At 62.8% G+C, this 16,424-nt stretch carries 15 protein-coding genes; 3 read left to right on the top strand and 12 right to left on the bottom strand.

Going from position 1 to position 16,424, the window contains the following annotated elements:
* Nucleotides 1-130 precede the first annotated feature (130 nt).
* The gene (locus C5L14_RS10125; protein WP_105861888.1) at nucleotides 131-964 is read left to right on the top strand and encodes a MipA/OmpV family protein; all 834 of its coding nucleotides are present in this window, start codon (nucleotides 131-133) and stop codon (nucleotides 962-964) included.
* Between the two features lie 176 nt (nucleotides 965-1,140).
* Nucleotides 1,141-3,102 carry an FAD-dependent oxidoreductase gene (locus tag C5L14_RS10120; RefSeq protein WP_245443328.1) on the top strand — a complete coding sequence of 654 codons (1,962 nt, stop codon included), beginning with the start codon at nucleotides 1,141-1,143 and terminating at the stop codon, nucleotides 3,100-3,102.
* A gap of 40 nt (nucleotides 3,103-3,142) precedes the next feature.
* Here C5L14_RS10120 and C5L14_RS10115 read toward each other — a convergent pair whose 3' ends face one another.
* Both C5L14_RS10115 and C5L14_RS10110 read right to left on the bottom strand, forming a co-directional pair.
* Nucleotides 3,143-3,709 carry a DUF2059 domain-containing protein gene (locus C5L14_RS10115; RefSeq protein WP_181161104.1) on the bottom strand — a complete coding sequence of 189 codons (567 nt, stop codon included), beginning with the start codon at nucleotides 3,707-3,709 and terminating at the stop codon, nucleotides 3,143-3,145.
* A gap of 143 nt (nucleotides 3,710-3,852) precedes the next feature.
* Nucleotides 3,853-4,557, bottom strand: a complete 705-nt coding sequence (locus tag C5L14_RS10110) for an SDR family oxidoreductase (protein WP_105861886.1) — start codon at nucleotides 4,555-4,557, stop codon at nucleotides 3,853-3,855.
* 127 nt (nucleotides 4,558-4,684) lie between these two features.
* Here C5L14_RS10110 and gcvA point away from each other — a divergent pair, with 127 nt between their 5' ends.
* Nucleotides 4,685-5,611 (top strand): transcriptional regulator GcvA, encoded by a 927-nt coding sequence (gcvA, locus tag C5L14_RS10105; protein WP_105861885.1) that lies wholly within the window; start codon nucleotides 4,685-4,687, stop codon nucleotides 5,609-5,611.
* 88 nt (nucleotides 5,612-5,699) lie between these two features.
* Here the strand turns inward: gcvA and C5L14_RS10100 are convergent, their stop codons facing one another.
* The 10 genes from C5L14_RS10100 to C5L14_RS10055 form a co-directional block, all read right to left on the bottom strand.
* Nucleotides 5,700-7,436 carry an NAD+ synthase gene (locus C5L14_RS10100; RefSeq protein ID WP_105861884.1) on the bottom strand — a complete coding sequence of 579 codons (1,737 nt, stop codon included), beginning with the start codon at nucleotides 7,434-7,436 and terminating at the stop codon, nucleotides 5,700-5,702.
* A 37-nt stretch (nucleotides 7,437-7,473) separates the two neighbouring features.
* A complete protein-coding gene (locus C5L14_RS10095) occupies nucleotides 7,474-7,821 on the bottom strand; it encodes a diacylglycerol kinase (protein WP_105861883.1) in 348 nt (115 codons plus the stop codon).
* A gap of 135 nt (nucleotides 7,822-7,956) precedes the next feature.
* Entirely contained in the window at nucleotides 7,957-9,159 is a 1,203-nt protein-coding gene (gene mmsB / locus C5L14_RS10090; RefSeq protein WP_105861882.1) for a multiple monosaccharide ABC transporter permease, read from the bottom strand.
* Nucleotides 9,160-9,161: 2 nt separating this feature from the next.
* Nucleotides 9,162-10,691: a multiple monosaccharide ABC transporter ATP-binding protein gene (mmsA, locus tag C5L14_RS10085; protein ID WP_105861881.1), complete on the bottom strand. Its 1,530-nt coding sequence runs from the start codon at nucleotides 10,689-10,691 to the stop codon at nucleotides 9,162-9,164.
* A gap of 79 nt (nucleotides 10,692-10,770) precedes the next feature.
* Entirely contained in the window at nucleotides 10,771-11,790 is a 1,020-nt protein-coding gene (gene chvE / locus C5L14_RS10080) for a multiple monosaccharide ABC transporter substrate-binding protein (RefSeq protein WP_245196698.1), read from the bottom strand.
* Nucleotides 11,791-12,180: 390 nt separating this feature from the next.
* On the bottom strand, nucleotides 12,181-13,245 hold the full coding sequence (chvE, locus tag C5L14_RS10075) for a multiple monosaccharide ABC transporter substrate-binding protein (protein WP_105861879.1): 1,065 nt from the start codon (nucleotides 13,243-13,245) through the stop codon (nucleotides 12,181-12,183).
* Between the two features lie 173 nt (nucleotides 13,246-13,418).
* Nucleotides 13,419-14,447 carry an L-threonine 3-dehydrogenase gene (gene tdh, locus C5L14_RS10070; protein ID WP_105861878.1) on the bottom strand — a complete coding sequence of 343 codons (1,029 nt, stop codon included), beginning with the start codon at nucleotides 14,445-14,447 and terminating at the stop codon, nucleotides 13,419-13,421.
* A gap of 9 nt (nucleotides 14,448-14,456) precedes the next feature.
* Nucleotides 14,457-14,870, bottom strand: coding sequence for a type II toxin-antitoxin system VapC family toxin (locus tag C5L14_RS10065; RefSeq protein WP_105861877.1), 414 nt, complete (start codon nucleotides 14,868-14,870; stop codon nucleotides 14,457-14,459).
* The gene (locus tag C5L14_RS10060; protein ID WP_105861876.1) at nucleotides 14,870-15,124 is read right to left on the bottom strand and encodes a type II toxin-antitoxin system Phd/YefM family antitoxin; all 255 of its coding nucleotides are present in this window, start codon (nucleotides 15,122-15,124) and stop codon (nucleotides 14,870-14,872) included. The genes C5L14_RS10065 and C5L14_RS10060 overlap by 1 nt, the downstream gene beginning before the upstream one ends.
* Before the next feature lie 64 nt (nucleotides 15,125-15,188).
* The gene (locus C5L14_RS10055; protein ID WP_105861875.1) at nucleotides 15,189-16,385 is read right to left on the bottom strand and encodes a glycine C-acetyltransferase; all 1,197 of its coding nucleotides are present in this window, start codon (nucleotides 16,383-16,385) and stop codon (nucleotides 15,189-15,191) included.
* Between the last annotated feature and the right edge of the window lie 39 nt (nucleotides 16,386-16,424).

The raw sequence follows: 16,424 nt of genomic DNA, 5'->3' as shown, positions 1-16,424 counted from the left end.
CATCCAAAACATGACGTTAGGGAATTCGTTGATTATTCATGCCAGCATTCATTGTTTGTTGTCACCTCGAAGGCATTGTGCGGCCAAGTTCGCGGCCGCTCCTGCCGCGACCGGAAATGGGAATAGAGTGATGTTGCGTACCTCCCTGAAGACTGCCGTTGCGGCAGGAGTTCTAGCCGTTCTGGCGACGCCGGCACTGGCCCAGTCCTCTTCCTACACACCGACCGGATTCTGGGACAACTACATCGCCGGCGGCTGGTCTCTGGAACTCGGCGCGACCGCCGCCATGGGCCCCAAATATGAGGGCGCCAAGGATTTCAGCTTCCTGCCCTCGCCGATCATCTCACTGTCCCGCCAGGGCAAGGGACCGGCCTTCACCTCGCGCAACGACAATCCGGGCGTGGGCCTGCTCGACAACGGCTTCCTGCGAATCGGCCCGGTCGGCAAAATCTTGTTCGAGCGTGACGGCTCCACCGACGACGATCTCAAGGGCCTCAAGCCGGTGCGCTGGGGTGGCGAACTCGGCATCTTCGCCGATATCTATCCGACGGAATGGCTGCGCTTGCGCGCCGAATTGCGGCACGGCATCCGTTCGCATCATGGTCTCGTCGCCGATCTCGCCGCGGACGCGTTTTATGACATAGCCCCGGATTGGCGGCTTTCCGGCGGTCCCCGCCTCTCCTTGGCCTCGCACAGCTATTTCGACGCCTATTACGGCGTGAACCTGCAGGAATCGCTCGCTTCGGGCCTCAGCCCCTATTCGCCAGGAGGTGGGTTGAAGTCGGTCGGCGTCGGCGGCGCGGTGACCTGGAAAACCACGGACAAGATCACCACCAGCGCCTTTGCCGAATATAGCCGCCTTACCGGCCCCGCCGCGAGTTCGAGCCTGGTGAAGGAACGCGGCTCCAAGGATCAGCTGCTGATCGGCATCTCGGCGAGCTACCGCTTCGACTTCAATCTCTGAGGCTGGCCAGTCATCCCGCATGCGGCGCAACAGGCAATGCTGCTCCGCAGAAGCGGGAGCGCCTGAGGAGAAAAGCGCCCGCGCGGGATGACCGGTGCGCCCTCGCGACAATCGGCCATGTTGATTGCAGGATCGCCCCCGTGCACCCAGTACGGGTCCAGTTCCTGCGAGGCACCGTGAGCCAGTCCGCCGCCCTCCCCCACCTCTATTCGCCGTTCACGATCCGCAATCTGCGCATCAAGAACCGCATCATGTCGACCGGGCACGACACCACCCTGCCCACCGCCTTCGTGCCGAATGACGCGCTGATCGCCTATCAGCAGGCGCGCGCGCAGGGCGGCGTCGGGCTGATCGTGCTGCAGGTCGCCGGCGTGCACGAGACGGCGCGCTACACCTCCCATCTCCTGATGGCGACCAGCGACGACTGCATCCCCGGCTACCGGCGCCTTGCCGAAGTCTGCCATGCCGAGGGGGCCGCGGTGTTCGGGCAGCTCTTCCATCCCGGCCGCGAGATCATGGAGACGGCCGAAGGCACCGCCCCCGTCGCCTACGCGCCCTCCGCCGTGCCTAACCAGCGCTTCCACGTCATGCCGCGGGCCATGAGCGCGGCGATGATCGGCGAGATCGTCGAGGGCTATGGCGAGGCCGCACGCCGGCTCGAAGCGGCCGGGCTCGACGGTGTGGAGATCGTCGGCAGCCACGGCTACCTGCCCTCGCAATTCGTCAATCCCCGCGTCAATCTACGCGAGGATGCCTATGGCGGTTCGCTCGAAAACCGGCTGCGCTTCATCCGCGAGAGCCTTGCCGCCATCCGCGCCAGGACCGGGCCGGATTTCGTGGTCGGCCTGCGCTTTTCCTCCGAGGACAGCGACCTCAACGGCCTCACCGCCGAGGAAGTGGCAGAGGTGCTCACCACGCTCGACGGCAGCTTCGACTACTTCAACCTGACGGTCGGCTCCTCCGCCAGCTTCGGCGGCGCCGTGCACATCGCGCCGGCCATGGCCTTTTCCAGCGCCTATGGCGCACCATCGGCGGCGGCCGTGAAGCGCAGGGTGAAAACCCCGGTCTTCTATGCAGGGCGCGTCAACCAGCCCCAGGATGCCGAACAGCTGATCGCCAAGGGTGAGGCCGACATGGTCGGCATGACGCGCGCGCTGATCTGCGACCCCGACATGCCTGCCAAGGCCGAACAGGGCCGCTTCGACGACATCCGCGCCTGCATAGCCTGCAACCAGGCCTGCATCGGCCATTTCCAGCTCGGCGTGCCCATATCCTGCATCCAGCATCCCGAGACCGGGCGCGAGCTGCGCTACGGCAAGGTGTTGCCGGCGGCTACGGTAAAGAAGGTCTTGGTGGCGGGCGGTGGCCCGGCCGGCATGAAGGCCGCCAGTATCGCCGCCTCGCGCGGCCATGACGTCACGCTCTATGAGGCGTCGGGCCGGCTCGGCGGCCAGGCTCTGCTGGCGCAATTGCTGCCGCGGCGCATGGAGTTCGGCGGCATCGTCACCAATCTTACCCGCGAGGCCGAACTCGCCGGCGTCACCGTGGTGAAGAACAGCAGGGTCGACCGTGCCCTGGTCGAGCGCGAGCGTCCCGACGCGGTCATCATCGCCACCGGCGCCACGCCGCGCCATCCCGAATTGCCCGGCGCCGAGACCGCGCATGTCGTCGATGCCTGGCAGGTGCTGCGCGAGGAGGCCAATATCGGCAGCTCCGTGCTGGTGGCGGACTGGCGCTGCGATTGGATCGGCATGGGCGTCGCCGAGAAGCTGGCGCGGGCCGGCTGCAAGGTCCGCCTCGCCGTCAACGGCTACATGCCGGGCCAACGCATCCAGGCCTATGTGCGCGACCACTGGGCCGGTGTGCTGCACGATCTCGGCATCGAGGTCATACCCTATGCCGATCTCTACGGCGTCGACGGTCAGACCGTCTATCTCGCCCATGTCACCGGCCGCGAGCCGATCATCGTCGACGGCATCGACACGCTGGTGACGTCGCTCGGCCATGAGGCCGTCAATGCCCTGGAAGCCGAGCTGGAGGGCCTGCCCGCCGAGATCCATGTCATCGGCGACTGCCTGACGCCCCGCACGGCCGAGGAAGCCGTGCTGGAGGGACTGAAGGCGGGCTGGGCGATCTGAAGATATCTCCCGCAGCCATGATCAGGCGCCGCCGGGCCGATCACCCCGGCTGAGCGGCAGAAGGCTTCGGGGGAGTCACGACAGGCGGGGGACCCGCGTCTGGCGCAGCCGGCTTCGCGGGGAATGGAACGGCCCCGTCCGACGCCTGGGCCTTGGCCAATTCATCGGCATATTGTTGCAGCGCTTCGCCGGCGACCTTCATGCCCCATTGCCGCCCTGCGGCGCTGGATGCGGCGATGAGGATCGCTTGCTTGGAAACCAGGTTCTTTCCGGTCGGGCTTTCATAAAAGGCGATCAAATTCTTCAGATCTTCCTCGGAAAATTGCTGGGCATAGATCTGCGCGATTTCATCGGCGAACTGGTCGAGTTCGGTATTCGCCTTTTCCAGGAACCGCGCCATGAACAGGTCGCGGAATTTCTCGGTCGTGCCAGGTTGCCGATCCAGCATCGGCTTCATGTTCGCCATCATCAGGGGCAGGGCCTGCCGCATAGTATCGGTGGCGTGCATGGCCTGCACGACCTGGCGCGCGAGCGCCAATCGCCCCTGGTCGTCGGCCATCGCCCCGGTCGTCAGCAAGCCGACCAGGGCGGCAGCAGCAAACAGCATTCGTCCAAGCATGACTGATCCATCCCTCAGAGTGCCCTCAGACAGGATAGGCCAGTTGCGCGGGCAGACAAGATGCCGCGCCCTCACTCAAATGGATGCGTTGCCCGCCTTCCCGCCATTGGACGAAAGGCCTCCGATCGGCCTCAGAGCGAGCGCATCAGCCCGCCATCGACCCGGATGTTCTGGCCGGTGATGTAGCCGGCGCCCTCCGAGGCGAGAAAGGCGATCGTGGCCGCGATCTCCTCGCTGGTGCCGTAGCGGCCCATCGGTACGCTGTCGCGGCGTTCCTCGGTGGCCGGCAGGCTGTCGATCCAGCCCGGCAGCACGTTGTTCATGCGCACATTGTCGGCGGCATGCTGATCGGCGAAGAGCTTGGCATAGGCGGCAAGCCCGGCGCGGAACACGGCGGAGGTCGGGAACATCGCCGTCGGCTCGAAGGCCCAAGCCGTCGAGATGTTGATGATGGCACCGCTCTTCTGGCGAACCATCGCGGGGGCCACCAGGCGGGTCGCCCTGACAACGTTCATCAGATAGACGTCGAGCCCCGTGTGCCATTGCTCATCGGTGATCTCCAGAAGCGGCGCGCGCGGGCCATGACCGGCACTGTTGACCAGTACGTCGACACGCCCCCAACGCCCGAGCGTCAGATCGGTGAGGCGCTGCAGGTCCTCGTTGGACTGGTTGGAGCCGGTGACACCGAGACCGCCCAATTCCTGGGCGATGGCCTCGCCCTTGCCGGAGGAGGAAAGAATGGCGACCTTATAGCCATCCTTGGCCAGGCGCCTTGCGGCCGCCGCTCCCATGCCGCTGCCGCCGGCGGTAATGATCGCTACTTTTTCTGCTGCCATTGAATTCGTCCTTCCATATTCCGAAGCGGTGCAAGACCGCGACAAAGGGCCTGTCTTCCTGATATACTGACAAATCAGCTTCATTCGAGCCAGAATAGTTGTTCTGGCCCTGTAGAAAAACTACTGCATGCCGGACGCCTTGCCTCGCCTCCCCCCACTTAAGGCCCTGCGCGCCTTCGAAGCTGCTGCGCGCCATCTGAACTTCCGCCTCGCCGCCGAGGAACTGAACGTGACCCAGGGCGCCGTCGCTCAGCATATCCGAGCGCTGGAGGCCGATCTCGGGGTGAAGCTGTTCGAACGCCTGCCTCGTGGGCTTGCCCTCACCCACGCCGGGCAGGGGTATCTGCCCAATATCCGCCGGGCTTTCGAACTCGTCGCCGAAGCGACGCTGGGACTGCGCCCCGAGCCTGCCAGGCTGACGATCAGCGTCACGCCGAGCTTCGCGACCAAATGGCTGATCCCCAGGCTGCCGCAATTCGTAGCCCAGCACCCGCTCGTCGAGTTGCGCATTCTGGCCAATGAGAGCCTGTCGAATTTCCAAAGCGACGGCGTCGACATCGCGGTGCGGCAGGGGCGGCTGCCCTTCGGGCCGGGGCTGGTGGTCGACCGCCTGTTTGCGCAGCAGGTGATCGCCGTCTGCGCCCCTGCCTTGCTGCCGGCCGGGACGAATGGCATCGAACCGGCCGAGATCCCGAGCCATACCCTCCTGCACGATACCCATAATCTGTGGCCCGAGTTTCTCGAACAGGCGCTGGGGCTGAAGCCGCTCATCCAACCGCGGCGGATGCGCTTCAATCAGACGGGACTGGCGATCGAGGCGGCCGCTGCCGGCCAGGGCATCGCGCTCGCCAGCCGCTTCCTCGTCGCCGGCGATCTCGCCAGCGGCAGGCTGATCCAGCCGGTGGCTGCCGAAATGTCCGGTAGCCATGATTTCTACGTCGTGCTGCCGCGCCGGCAGCGCCATCCCGAACCGACGGACGCAGTCCGGCGCTGGCTCATCGCGACGGCTGAGGCGGAAGCACGGGCGGACGCCCCTAAAGCGTTTTGCGATTAGACGGAACTACCAGGAATCGCAAAGACGCTTCGAACCAAAGAGCTGGAGCAAAACAGCGTTTCCGTCTAAACGCGCTTTGCTCTAGCGCTCAGAAATCCACCGCATCCGCGCTCGCGGTGGAGGAGACCCGATAGAGCGCGGCATCGGGCACGAAGGCGGGCTTGTTGCCGTCCCGGAACCGGTTGGTGATCGGATAACGGCGGTCGCGGCCGAAATTCTTTTCGGTCACCTTCACACCGGGAGCGGCCTGGCGGCGCTTGTACTCAGCAAGGTAGAGCAGACGCTCGACCTTGCGCACGGTTTCCTCGTCATGGCCCCGCGCCACGATCTCGGCGACCCGCATTTCACTTTCGACGAGGCAGCGCAGGATATCATCGAGCACGTCATAGGGCGGCAGCGAATCCTGGTCCTTCTGGTTCTCGCGCAGTTCGGCGGACGGCGCCTTGGTCAGGATGTTCTGCGGGATCACCACCCCGGCCGGCCCCTTGGCATCCACCGGTTTCCAGCGGTTGCGCAGTTCGCACAGGCGATAGACCTCGGTCTTGTAAAGGTCCTTGATCGGGTTGAAACCGCCATTCATGTCGCCATAGAGCGTACAATAGCCGACCGACATCTCCGACTTGTTGCCGGTGGTCACCACCATGGCGCCGAACTTGTTGGAGATCGACATCAGGATGGTGCCGCGGGTGCGGCTCTGCATGTTCTCCTCGGCAATGCCGCGGGGTTGGCCCTTGAACAGCGGCTCGAGCACGCTCTCCAATCCGTTCACCGGGGCCTCGATCGGCACGACGTCATAACGCACGCCGAGCGCCGTGGCGCATTCGAAGGCGTCCTTCAGGGATTCCTTGGAGGTGAAACGATAGGGCAACATCACGCAATGCACCCGCTCGGGTCCGAGCGCGTCCACAGCCATGGCCGCCACCAGGGCGGAATCGACACCGCCCGACAAACCCAGCACCACGCCGGGAAAACCATTCTTGTCGACATAATCGCGCAGCCCCAGGACGCAGGCCTGGTAATCGGCTTGCTCGCCCTCCTCCACCGGTTCGACCGTGCCTGGCTCACACGTCCAGCCCTGCGCCCCGCGCCGCCAGGTGGTGGTGACGACGGCTTCCCGGAAGGCCGGCAATTGCACTGCCAGGCGATGATCGGCGTTGAGGGCGAAGGAGGCGCCGTCGAAGATCACCTCGTCCTGGCCGCCGACCTCGTTGGCATAAAGCAGAGGCAGGCCCGATTCGGCGACGCGCGCCACCGCGACGTTGAGACGGATATCCGATTTGTCGCGGTGATAGGGCGAGCCATTGGGCACCAGCAGGATTTCGGCACCGGTCTCGGCCAGGCATTCCACCACGTCATGCCCCCAGATGTCCTCGCAGATCGGCACGCCCAGGCGCACGCCGCGAAAAGCGATCGGGCCCGGCAAGGGCCCCGGCTGGAACACGCGCTTCTCGTCGAACACGCCGTAATTGGGAAGGTCGTTCTTGAAGCGGACGGCAGCGATGACGCCCTTGTCCACCAGCGCCACCGCGTTGTGCAGCTTGTCCTTCTCACGCCAGGGCAGACCGATCAGGGCAGCCGGCCCGCCATCGGCCGTATCGCGGGCGAAGTCTTCCAGGGCGGCGCGGCAGGCATCCTGATAGGCAGGCTTCAGCACCAGGTCCTCGGGCAGATAGCCGGAAAGGAACAGTTCGGTGAACAGCACGAGGTCGGCACCCTGATCGCGCGCGTTCGCCCTGGCAGCGCGGGCCTTGGCAAGATTGCCGGCGATGTCGCCGAGCGTCGGTTTGAGCTGGGCGACGGCAATGCGCAGAATATCGGTGCTCATGTCACTTCAACGGCGAATGGAAAACGATCCGCCATCCTTACACCAGCCTTTCGGCCAGCGCGAGAATCCAGGTCAGCCCCGCCAGGGTCAGCGCCGTGAACACGGCCGCCGAACCGAGATCCTTGACGATACGGATATGGGGGTGGCGGTCGGGCGTGACATGGTCGGACAGTGCCTCGATGGCGGTGTTGAGCAACTCCACCATCAGCACGAGCAGGATGACGCCGATCAGGGCAAGGCGCTTCCACCAGCTTTCGGTGACGAAGAAGCTCGCCGGCACCGCGACGGCAAGGACGACGACCTCCTGGCGCACCGCCAATTCATAGCGGACGGCATGGGCAAGACCCGCCGCCGAATTGAAGAATGCCTTGACGATTCGCTCCATGACCACTCCCGAGAACGGCAGCGTTTTAAGGCCACGCAGCGGCAATCGCCAAGGAGAATCGGCCATTGCACTCAAGACTCTATCCAGCAAAATGCCGGCCCGAAGGCCGGCATACTGCCATCGATATGGCCTCTCTCAGCGCTTCTTCTTGTAGTAGACGTCGAGGCAGACGGCGAAGAGCAGCACCAGGCCCTTGATCCATTTCTGGTCGTCGATGCCGAGGCCGAGGATCGACATGCCGACATTCATCACGCCCATCAGCAAGGCGCCGATCACCGCGCCGGTGATCTTGCCGACGCCACCCGAGGCCGAGGCACCGCCGATGAAGCAGGCCGCGATGACGTCGAGCTCATAACCGTCGCCGGCCTTCGGGGTCGCCATGCCGCCGAAGCGGGAGGTGACGATGAGCCCTGCCAGCGCCGCCAATGCACCCATATTGACGAAGGTCAGCAGGATAAGCCGATCGGTGTTGATGCCCGAGAGCTTGGCGGCCTTTTCGTTGCCGCCGAGGGCATAGATGCGTCGGCCGATCACGGTGCGGGTGGTCACGAAGACATAGAGCAGCGTCAGCGCCAGGAGGATGATCAACACCATCGGCAGGCCGCGATACATGGCGAGGAGGTAGCCGACATAGACGGTCACGACCGCCATGAGGATATTGCGACCGATGAAGATCGCCAGCGGTTCTTCCTCCACCCCGTGCTTGAGCCGAGTCATCCGGCCCTTGATGTTCACCAGGATGAACAGCGCCGCGGCGATCAGGCCGAGGGCAAAAGTGGTGGTGAAGAAACCCGGCGCCGCGAACGGGTCCGGAATCCAGCCGGCGCTGAGCTGGTTGAACTGGGCCGGCAGCGGACCGACATTGGTATTGCCGAGCAGGCGATAGGTCAGCCCGCGAAACACCAGCATGCCCGCCAGGGTGACGATGAAGGAGGGAATGCGCAGATAGGCGATGAAATAGCCCTGGATGCCGCCGATCAGCGCCCCGACCACCAGGGTGGCGACCGCCGCCGGTGCCCAATGCCAGCCGAGCTTCACCATCAGCGTCGCGGCGACGGCGCCGGTGAAGGCGCAGACCGAGCCGACCGACAAGTCGATATGGCCTGCCACGATCACCAGCAGCATGCCGAGTGCCATGACGATGACATAGCCGTTCTGGTTGGGAATGTTGTTGATGTTGGACGGTGCCAGCATCCGCCCTTCCGTCATGTATTGGAAGAAGCCGACGATGACGATCAGAGAGATCAGCAGGCCATAGTCGCGGATGTTGCCGCTGATATATTCGAGGATCGATTTCTTGGGCGAAGCAGTCTGGGCTTCCATGGTGTTTGTCGTCATCGTCAATGTCCTTCCGCACGCATGATGGCGCGCATGATCTTTTCTTGGGTGGCCTCGGCCCCGGGGAATTCGCCTACGAAGCGGCCCGCATTCATCACATAGATGCGATCGCACATGCCGAGCAGTTCCGGCATCTCGGAGGAAATCATCAGCACGGCTTTGCCTTCATTCACCATCTCGTTGATGATGCTGTAGATTTCATATTTCGCACCGACATCGATGCCGCGCGTCGGCTCGTCGAGCATCAGCAATTCAGGATTGGAAAACAGCCATTTGGAGAGCACCACCTTCTGCTGATTGCCACCCGACAGGTTCACCGTCTTCTGGAAGACGTTGGGAGAGCGGATGTTCAGCTTGCGCCTGTAGTCGTTGGCCACCCGCAATTCCTTGATGTCGTCGATGACGGAATTCTTCGACACACCTTCCAGGTTGCTGAGCGTGATGTTCTTGATGATGTCCTCTTCCAGGACGAGGCCGAGCTGCTTGCGATCCTCCGTGACATAGGCCAGGCCATTGTCCAGCGCCTTTTGGATGGTCGAAAGATCGACCGGCTTGCCGTGCATCAGGGCCTGGCCGCTGATGCGCTGGCCGTAGGAGTGGCCGAAGATGCTCATGGCAAGCTCCGTCCGCCCTGCGCCCATCAGGCCGGAAATGCCGACGACCTCGCCCTTGCGCACCGTGAAGTTCACGCCCTTGACCACCTGCCGGTCGGAATGCTCGTGATGGTGCACCACCCAGTCCTTGATCTCCAGGACCGGCTCGCCGATCTTAGGCTGGCGGCTGGGATAGCGGTCGGCCATTTCGCGCCCGACCATGCCCTTGATGATGCGGTCCTCGCTGATCGCCTCGTTGCGGCAGTCGAGGGTCTCGATCGAGGCACCGTCGCGGATCACGGTGATCTCGTCGCAGACCTTGGAAATCTCGTTGAGCTTGTGCGAGATCAGGATCGAGGAAATGCCCTGCCGCTTGAACTCCAACAGGAGATCGAGCAGCGCATCGCTGTCGCTTTCGTTGAGGCTGGCCGTCGGCTCGTCCAGAATCAGCAGCTTGACGTCCTTCGACAAGGCCTTGGCGATCTCGACGAGCTGCTGCTTGCCGACGCCGATATTGGTGATGAGCGTGTCCGGTGATTCCTTCAGCCCAACCTTGTCCAGCACCTTGCGGGTCTTGCCATAGGTCAGGGGCCAATCGATCAGGCCGCCGGTGGCCTGCTCATTGCCGAGGAAGATGTTCTCGGCGATGGAAAGCAGCGGCACCAGGGCAAGCTCCTGATGGATGATGATGATGCCGAGCTCTTCGGAATGGCGGATATCCTTGAAACGGCACTCCTGGCCGCGGAAATGGATCTCTCCTTCGTAGGAGCCGTAGGGATAGACCCCACTCAGCACCTTCATCAGGGTTGATTTGCCGGCGCCATTTTCGCCGACCACGCCATGAATTTCGCCCTCGTTGACCGTGAGGTTGACGTTGCTGAGCGCCTTGACCCCCGGAAAGGTCTTGGTGATGCCCCGCATTTCCAGGATGGCTGTCATAGTGGATGACCTGTGAAAAGGGCGGCCGGCACCGTGGTGCCAGCCGCCCGATACCCTAACATGGTTTAAGGACGACCACTTACTTCAGCTGGTCTTCCTTGTAGTACCCGCCATCGACGAGCACCTGCTTCCAATTGTCCTTGGTGACCAAAACGGGCTTGAGCAGATAGGTCGGCACGACCTTCTTGCCGTTGTCGTAGCTCTTGGTGTCGTTGATCTCGGGCTTGCCGCCGGAGAGCACGGCATCGACCATGTCGACCGACACCTTGGCGAGCTGGCGCGTGTCCTTGTAGATCGTCGAGTACTGGTCGCCGGCGATGATCGCCTTGACCGAGGCGACTTCCGCGTCCTGACCCGAGATGAAGGGCATGGGCTTGTCGCCCGAGCCATAGCCGGCCGCCTTCAGAGAGGCGATGATGCCGCGCGACAGGCCGTCATAGGGAGACAGGACCGCATCGACCTTCTTGTCGGTGTAGAAGGCGGAGAGAAGGTTGTCCATGCGCGACTGGGCGAGCGAACCGTCCCAGCGCAGCGTGCCGACCTTGTCCATGCCTGCCTGCTTGGACTGCACCACCAGCTTGCCGCTGTCGATATAGGGCTGCAGGACCGACATGGCGCCGTTGTAGAAGAAGAAGGCGTTGTTGTCGTCCGGCGAGCCGCCGAACAGCTCGATGTTGAAGGGCCCCTTGCCGTCCTTGAGGCCGAGAGCCGTCTCCAGCGACTGCGCCTGCAGCACGCCGACCTGGAAATTGTCGAAGGTGGCGTAATAGTCGACATTCTCCGAATTGCGGATCAGACGGTCATAGGCGATGACCTTCACGCCCTTGGCGGCAGCTTCCTTGAGCACGTCGGCGAGCGTGGTGCCGTCGATCGAGGCGATCACCAGCACCTTGTCGCCCTTGGTCAGCATGTTCTCGATCTGGGCGAGCTGGTTGGGAATGTCGTCGTCGGCATATTGCAGATCGGTGGCATAGCCCTTGGCCTGCAGCTGCTTGACGACATTGTTGCCGTCGTCGATCCAGCGCTCCGAAGTCTTGGTCGGCATGGCGATGCCGACAGGCCCCTTATCCTGAGCAAGGGCCGGCGACGCGACGGTCATCGCGCCGAAGGCGGCAGCCAAAAGCAAGGATTTGAACAATTTCACGTCTCTCTCCCAAGTTGACGTTTTCCCGGTCCGGGACGGACCGGTTCTAGAAAATAGCCCCTCAGCCGATATCGGGAATCGAAGTGGTCCCAATGGGATCTCTTCTCATCTCCAAGGCATGGCGGAATGCGTCCATAACTATGCCGCCTGGAGATGCCTCTTCCAGTCAGGCTCAGAATTCATAAGAGCTTTCCAATGCTTGTCAATTGGTATTACAATTAGCAAACAGATGATGCGCCACCGTCCTTCAGGAGCCACGGTGGCGCCTCTCGTCATCGCAGGTCAATCCGTCAGGGCGAACGGCCGGCGTTGCGGTCGCCGGTTACCGTTCGATGTCCCGAGCCCCTATTTCAACTGATCTTCCTTATAGTAGCCGCTGTCGACCAGCACCTGTTTCCAGTTGTCCTTGGTGACCAAAACGGGCTTGAGCAGATAGGTCGGCACGACCTTCTTGCCGTTGTCGTAGCTCTTGGTGTCGTTGATCTCGGGCTTGCCGCCGGAGAGCACGGCATCGACCATGCCGACCGACACCTTTGCCAATTCACGGGTGTCCTTGAAAACGGTGGAATACTGGTCGCCGGCGATGATCGCCTTGACCGAGGCCACTTCCGCGTCCTGACCCGAGATGAAGGGGATCGGCTTGTCGCCCGAGCCGTAGCCGGCCGCCTTCAGGGAGGCGATGATGCCGTGGGCGAGGGTGTCGTTCGGGGAGAGAACGGCGTCGATTTTCTTGTCGGTGTAGAAGGCGGAGAGAAGGTTGTCCATGCGCGACTGGGCGAGCGAACCGTCCCAGTTCAGCGTGCCGACCTTGTCCATGCCCATCTGCTTGGACTGCACCACCAGCTTGCCGCTGTCGATATAGGGCTGCAGGACCGACATGGCGCCGTTGTAGAAGAAGAAGGCGTTGTTATCGTCCGGCGAGCCGCCGAACAGCTCGATGTTGAAGGGCCCCTTGCCGTCCTTGAGGCCGAGAGCCGTCTCCAGCGACTGCGCCTGCAGCACGCCGACCTGGAAATTGTCGAAGGTGGCGTAATAGTCGACATTCTCCGAATTGCGGATCAGACGGTCATAGGCGATGACCTTCACGCCCTTGGCAGCCGCCGCCTTGAGAGCGTCTGCCAGGGTGGTGCCGTCGATCGCCGCGATCACCAGCACCTTGTCGCCCTTGGTCAGCATGTTCTCGATCTGGGCGAGCTGGCCGGGAATATCGCCATTGGCATATTGCAGATCGGCCCCGTACCCCTTGGCTTCGAGCTGCTTGACGACGTTCTTGCCGTCGTCGATCCAGCGCTCGACCGTCTTGTCCGGCATGGCGATGCCGACGGTCCCCTTGTCCTGCGCCAAGGCCGGCGCCGCGAGAACGCCGGCAGCCAGGGCGCTCGCCAGACATAGTTTTTGAAACAAACCCATAATGCCTCCCGATTTCATGAGTTACGTACCTCAATTTTTCGTCATTGCAGTCGTCGATTGTCTCATTGCAATGGTTTGCCGAATGATAAATTAGTACCTCTGCGAGTCAACGATCGATGATGGACGGACCTCATGGATCGCTATGACCGGCATAAAATTGCCGTCGGCTCCTTTCACCCCCAGTCGAGCACGATCTTGCCGCACTCGCCCCGCGCCATCGTCTCGAAGCCCTGGAGATAGTCGGCGACGGGCAGGCGATGGGTGATTACAGGGCGGATGTTGAGCCCGCTCTGCAGCATGGCCAGCATCTTGTGCCAGGTCTCGAACATCTCGCGGCCATAGATGCCTTTGATCGTCAGCATCTTGAAGACGATCTTGTTCCAGTCCACGGCGAAGGGCGTGGCAGGAATGCCCAGCATGGCGATCTTGGAGCCCATCAGCATGACGTCGAGCATCTGCTGGAAGGCCACCGGCGCGCCGCTCATCTCCAGGCCGACATCGAAGCCTTCCTTCATCTTCAGGCGGCTCATCACATCGCGCAGATCTTCCTTGGCGACATTGACCGGCACGATATCAGCCACCTTGGCGGCAAGGTCCAGGCGAACGGGGTTGATGTCGGTGATCACCACATGGCGCGCGCCGGCATGGCGGGCCACGGCCCCCGCCATGATGCCGATCGGGCCGGCGCCGGTGATCAGCACGTCCTCGCCGACGAGATCGAAGGACAGCGCCGTGTGCACGGCATTGCCGAGCGGATCGAGGATGGCGCCCAGTTCGTCGTCGACCTCCTCGGGCAGCGGCACGATGTTGAAGGCCGGTACCTTCACATATTCGGCGAAGGCGCCGGGCATGTTGACGCCGATGCCGCGCGTGTCGGGATCGAGATGGAAGCGCCCTGCCCGCGTCGCCCGGCTCTTCATGCCGATGACGTGACCTTCACCGGACACGCGCTCGCCGATCTTGAGGCTATGCACGGCCGAGCCGATCTCGACGATCTCGCCGGCATATTCATGGCCGACGATCATCGGCACGGGCACCGTCTTCTGTGCCCAGGCATCCCATTTGTAGATGTGGATGTCGGTACCGCAAATCCCGGTTTTCCGCACCTTCACCAGGACGTCATTGGGCCCGAGTTCGGGCATCGGCTCATTGTCCGAGAACCAAAGGCCGGGTTCGGGCTTGGACTTGACGAGGGCTTTCATGGGAGGCCTTCAGGCTTGCCAGGGGTTGAAGACAGGAACGCCGAGCGGGCTAAAATCGGTGACGTTTCGGGTAACCATCGTAAGGCCGTGCTCCAAGGCCGTGGCCGCGATCATTGCATCACGTTCCGGACGTCGGTCCGGGACATGCAGGCGTGCACATATCTGCGCGGTCCGAAATCCGAACTGCAAAATCCGACCGTCATAGCTGGGCTCGACCTTGCCAACCAACCAGTTGCGGAGGATTCCGCCTTGCGCCGGATCACGGCGTTCGATCGACAACACGCCAATTTCGAGTTCCATCATCGTAATCGCGGAGATGAATTGTCTCGATTTGGCGGTGGCGCGAGCCCATTCAACAAGTTTCGGCGCGGCAAGATGGGGACGACGCAACTCACACAGGACATGGGTATCCAGCAGGAACATCAATCGAATACCGTCTCCCTGCGCACGATCTCACGCAATCGCGGGGGCTCGAAATCGAAATCCGCTTCCGGCTCGTCCTGGCGGAGTAGATCGACGATGCTCGGCTCTTGCCCAACAAGACGCTGATATTCCTCATGTTTCAACAACACGAAGGCGGGCTTGCCGCGATCGGTGATCAGGAGCGGTCCCTCCTCAGCAGCCCGCTTGGCTTTGCCGATGTCGTGATTGAACTCGCGGCTGCTCATATGTTTCATCGAATACCTCCGCAAGAAATGTAGTTACAATACTACATCTTGCAAAACCAATCACGCGAAAAGATCAGATCACGCCCAGAGCTTTCCCGGCATCGGCAAAGGCGTCGATGGCAAAATCGATATCGGCCTGCGTGAGCCCGGCCGACATCTGGGTGCGGATGCGCGCCCTGCCCTTCGGCACCACCGGGAAGAAGAAGCCGGCGACATAAACGCCGCGTTCGTCGAGGGCCCGGGCCATCTCCTGCGCGCGGCGGGCATCATGCAGCATCACCGGGATGATCGGCGTCTCGCCCTGCAGGAGCTCGAAGCCGGCCTTCTCCAGCCCGGCGCGGAAACGCCTGGTGTTGGCGAACAGTTTTTCGCGCAGGCCATCGCCCGCCTGAGCCAGTTCGATCGCCCTCATCGAGCCGGCCGCGACCGGCGGGGCCAAAGAATTGGAGAAAAGATAGGGACGTGCACGCTGACGCAGGAGATCGATGATCGGCTGGCTGGCGGCGACATAGCCACCCATGGCGCCACCTAAGGCCTTGCCCAGCGTGCCGGTGAGGATATCGACCTTGTCCTCCACCCCGGCGCGAGCGGGCGTGCCGCGCCCCTCCGGCCCGATGAAGCCGGTGGCGTGGCAATCATCCACCATCACATTGGCGCCGTAGCGCCCGGCAAGGTCCGTGAGCGTCTTCAGGTCGGCGAGATAGCCGTCCATGGAAAACACGCCGTCGGTGGCGATGACGATGTGGCGGGCATTGTCGGCCTTGGCCGCCTGCAACTGCACTTCGAGATCGTTCATGTCGCCATTGGCGAAGCGATAGCGCTTGGCCTTGCACAGGCGCACGCCGTCGATGATCGAGGCATGGTTCAGGCTGTCGGAGACGATGGCATCCTCGGCGCCGAGCAGCGGCTCGAACACCCCGCCATTGGCGTCGAAGCAGGCGGCGAAGAGAATCGCATCGTCCTTGTTGAGATAACGGGCGATGGTGCGCTCGAGTTCGCGATGCAGGGTCTGCGTGCCGCAGATGAAGCGCACCGAGGCCATGCCGAAGCCGTGGCCGTCCATCGCCTGCTTGGCGGTGGCGATGATCTCGGGATTGTCGGCAAGGCCGAGATAGTTGTTGGCGCACAGATTGAGCATCGGCCGCCGTCCGGCCTCGGCGGCCACTTCGATGCGGGCGCGCTGCGGGCCGGCAATCTCGCGTTCGCTCTTCCACAAGCCGTCCCTGGCGATTTCCGTCAGGGTGGATTTGACATGATCGATGAGCGACATCGGGCGGCTCCCTTGTACCTGTTTGGGCTCACAGGCCTA

This window comes from Labrys okinawensis (assembly GCF_002982075.1).
GTDB lineage: Bacteria > Pseudomonadota > Alphaproteobacteria > Rhizobiales > Labraceae > Labrys > Labrys okinawensis_A.
The sequence above is the reverse complement of the archived record's forward strand: the minus strand, read 5'-3'. Positions and strand labels throughout refer to the sequence as shown.

Coding starts and splice junctions, on each gene's coding strand:
- C5L14_RS10125 (WP_105861888.1), top strand. CDS start 131: ATGTTGCGTACCTCCCTGAAGACTGCCGTTGCGGCAGGAGTTCTAGCC.
- C5L14_RS10115 (WP_181161104.1), bottom strand. CDS start 3,709: ATGCTGTTTGCTGCTGCCGCCCTGGTCGGCTTGCTGACGACCGGGGCG.
- C5L14_RS10110 (WP_105861886.1), bottom strand. CDS start 4,557: ATGGCAGCAGAAAAAGTAGCGATCATTACCGCCGGCGGCAGCGGCATG.
- gcvA (WP_105861885.1), top strand. CDS start 4,685: ATGCCGGACGCCTTGCCTCGCCTCCCCCCACTTAAGGCCCTGCGCGCC.
- C5L14_RS10100 (WP_105861884.1), bottom strand. CDS start 7,436: ATGAGCACCGATATTCTGCGCATTGCCGTCGCCCAGCTCAAACCGACG.
- C5L14_RS10095 (WP_105861883.1), bottom strand. CDS start 7,821: ATGGAGCGAATCGTCAAGGCATTCTTCAATTCGGCGGCGGGTCTTGCC.
- mmsB (WP_105861882.1), bottom strand. CDS start 9,159: ATGACGACAAACACCATGGAAGCCCAGACTGCTTCGCCCAAGAAATCG.
- mmsA (WP_105861881.1), bottom strand. CDS start 10,691: ATGACAGCCATCCTGGAAATGCGGGGCATCACCAAGACCTTTCCGGGG.
- chvE (WP_245196698.1), bottom strand. CDS start 11,790: ATGACCGTCGCGTCGCCGGCCCTTGCTCAGGATAAGGGGCCTGTCGGC.
- chvE (WP_105861879.1), bottom strand. CDS start 13,245: ATGGGTTTGTTTCAAAAACTATGTCTGGCGAGCGCCCTGGCTGCCGGC.
- tdh (WP_105861878.1), bottom strand. CDS start 14,447: ATGAAAGCCCTCGTCAAGTCCAAGCCCGAACCCGGCCTTTGGTTCTCG.
- C5L14_RS10065 (WP_105861877.1), bottom strand. CDS start 14,870: ATGTTCCTGCTGGATACCCATGTCCTGTGTGAGTTGCGTCGTCCCCAT.
- C5L14_RS10060 (WP_105861876.1), bottom strand. CDS start 15,124: ATGAAACATATGAGCAGCCGCGAGTTCAATCACGACATCGGCAAAGCC.
- C5L14_RS10055 (WP_105861875.1), bottom strand. CDS start 16,385: ATGTCGCTCATCGATCATGTCAAATCCACCCTGACGGAAATCGCCAGG.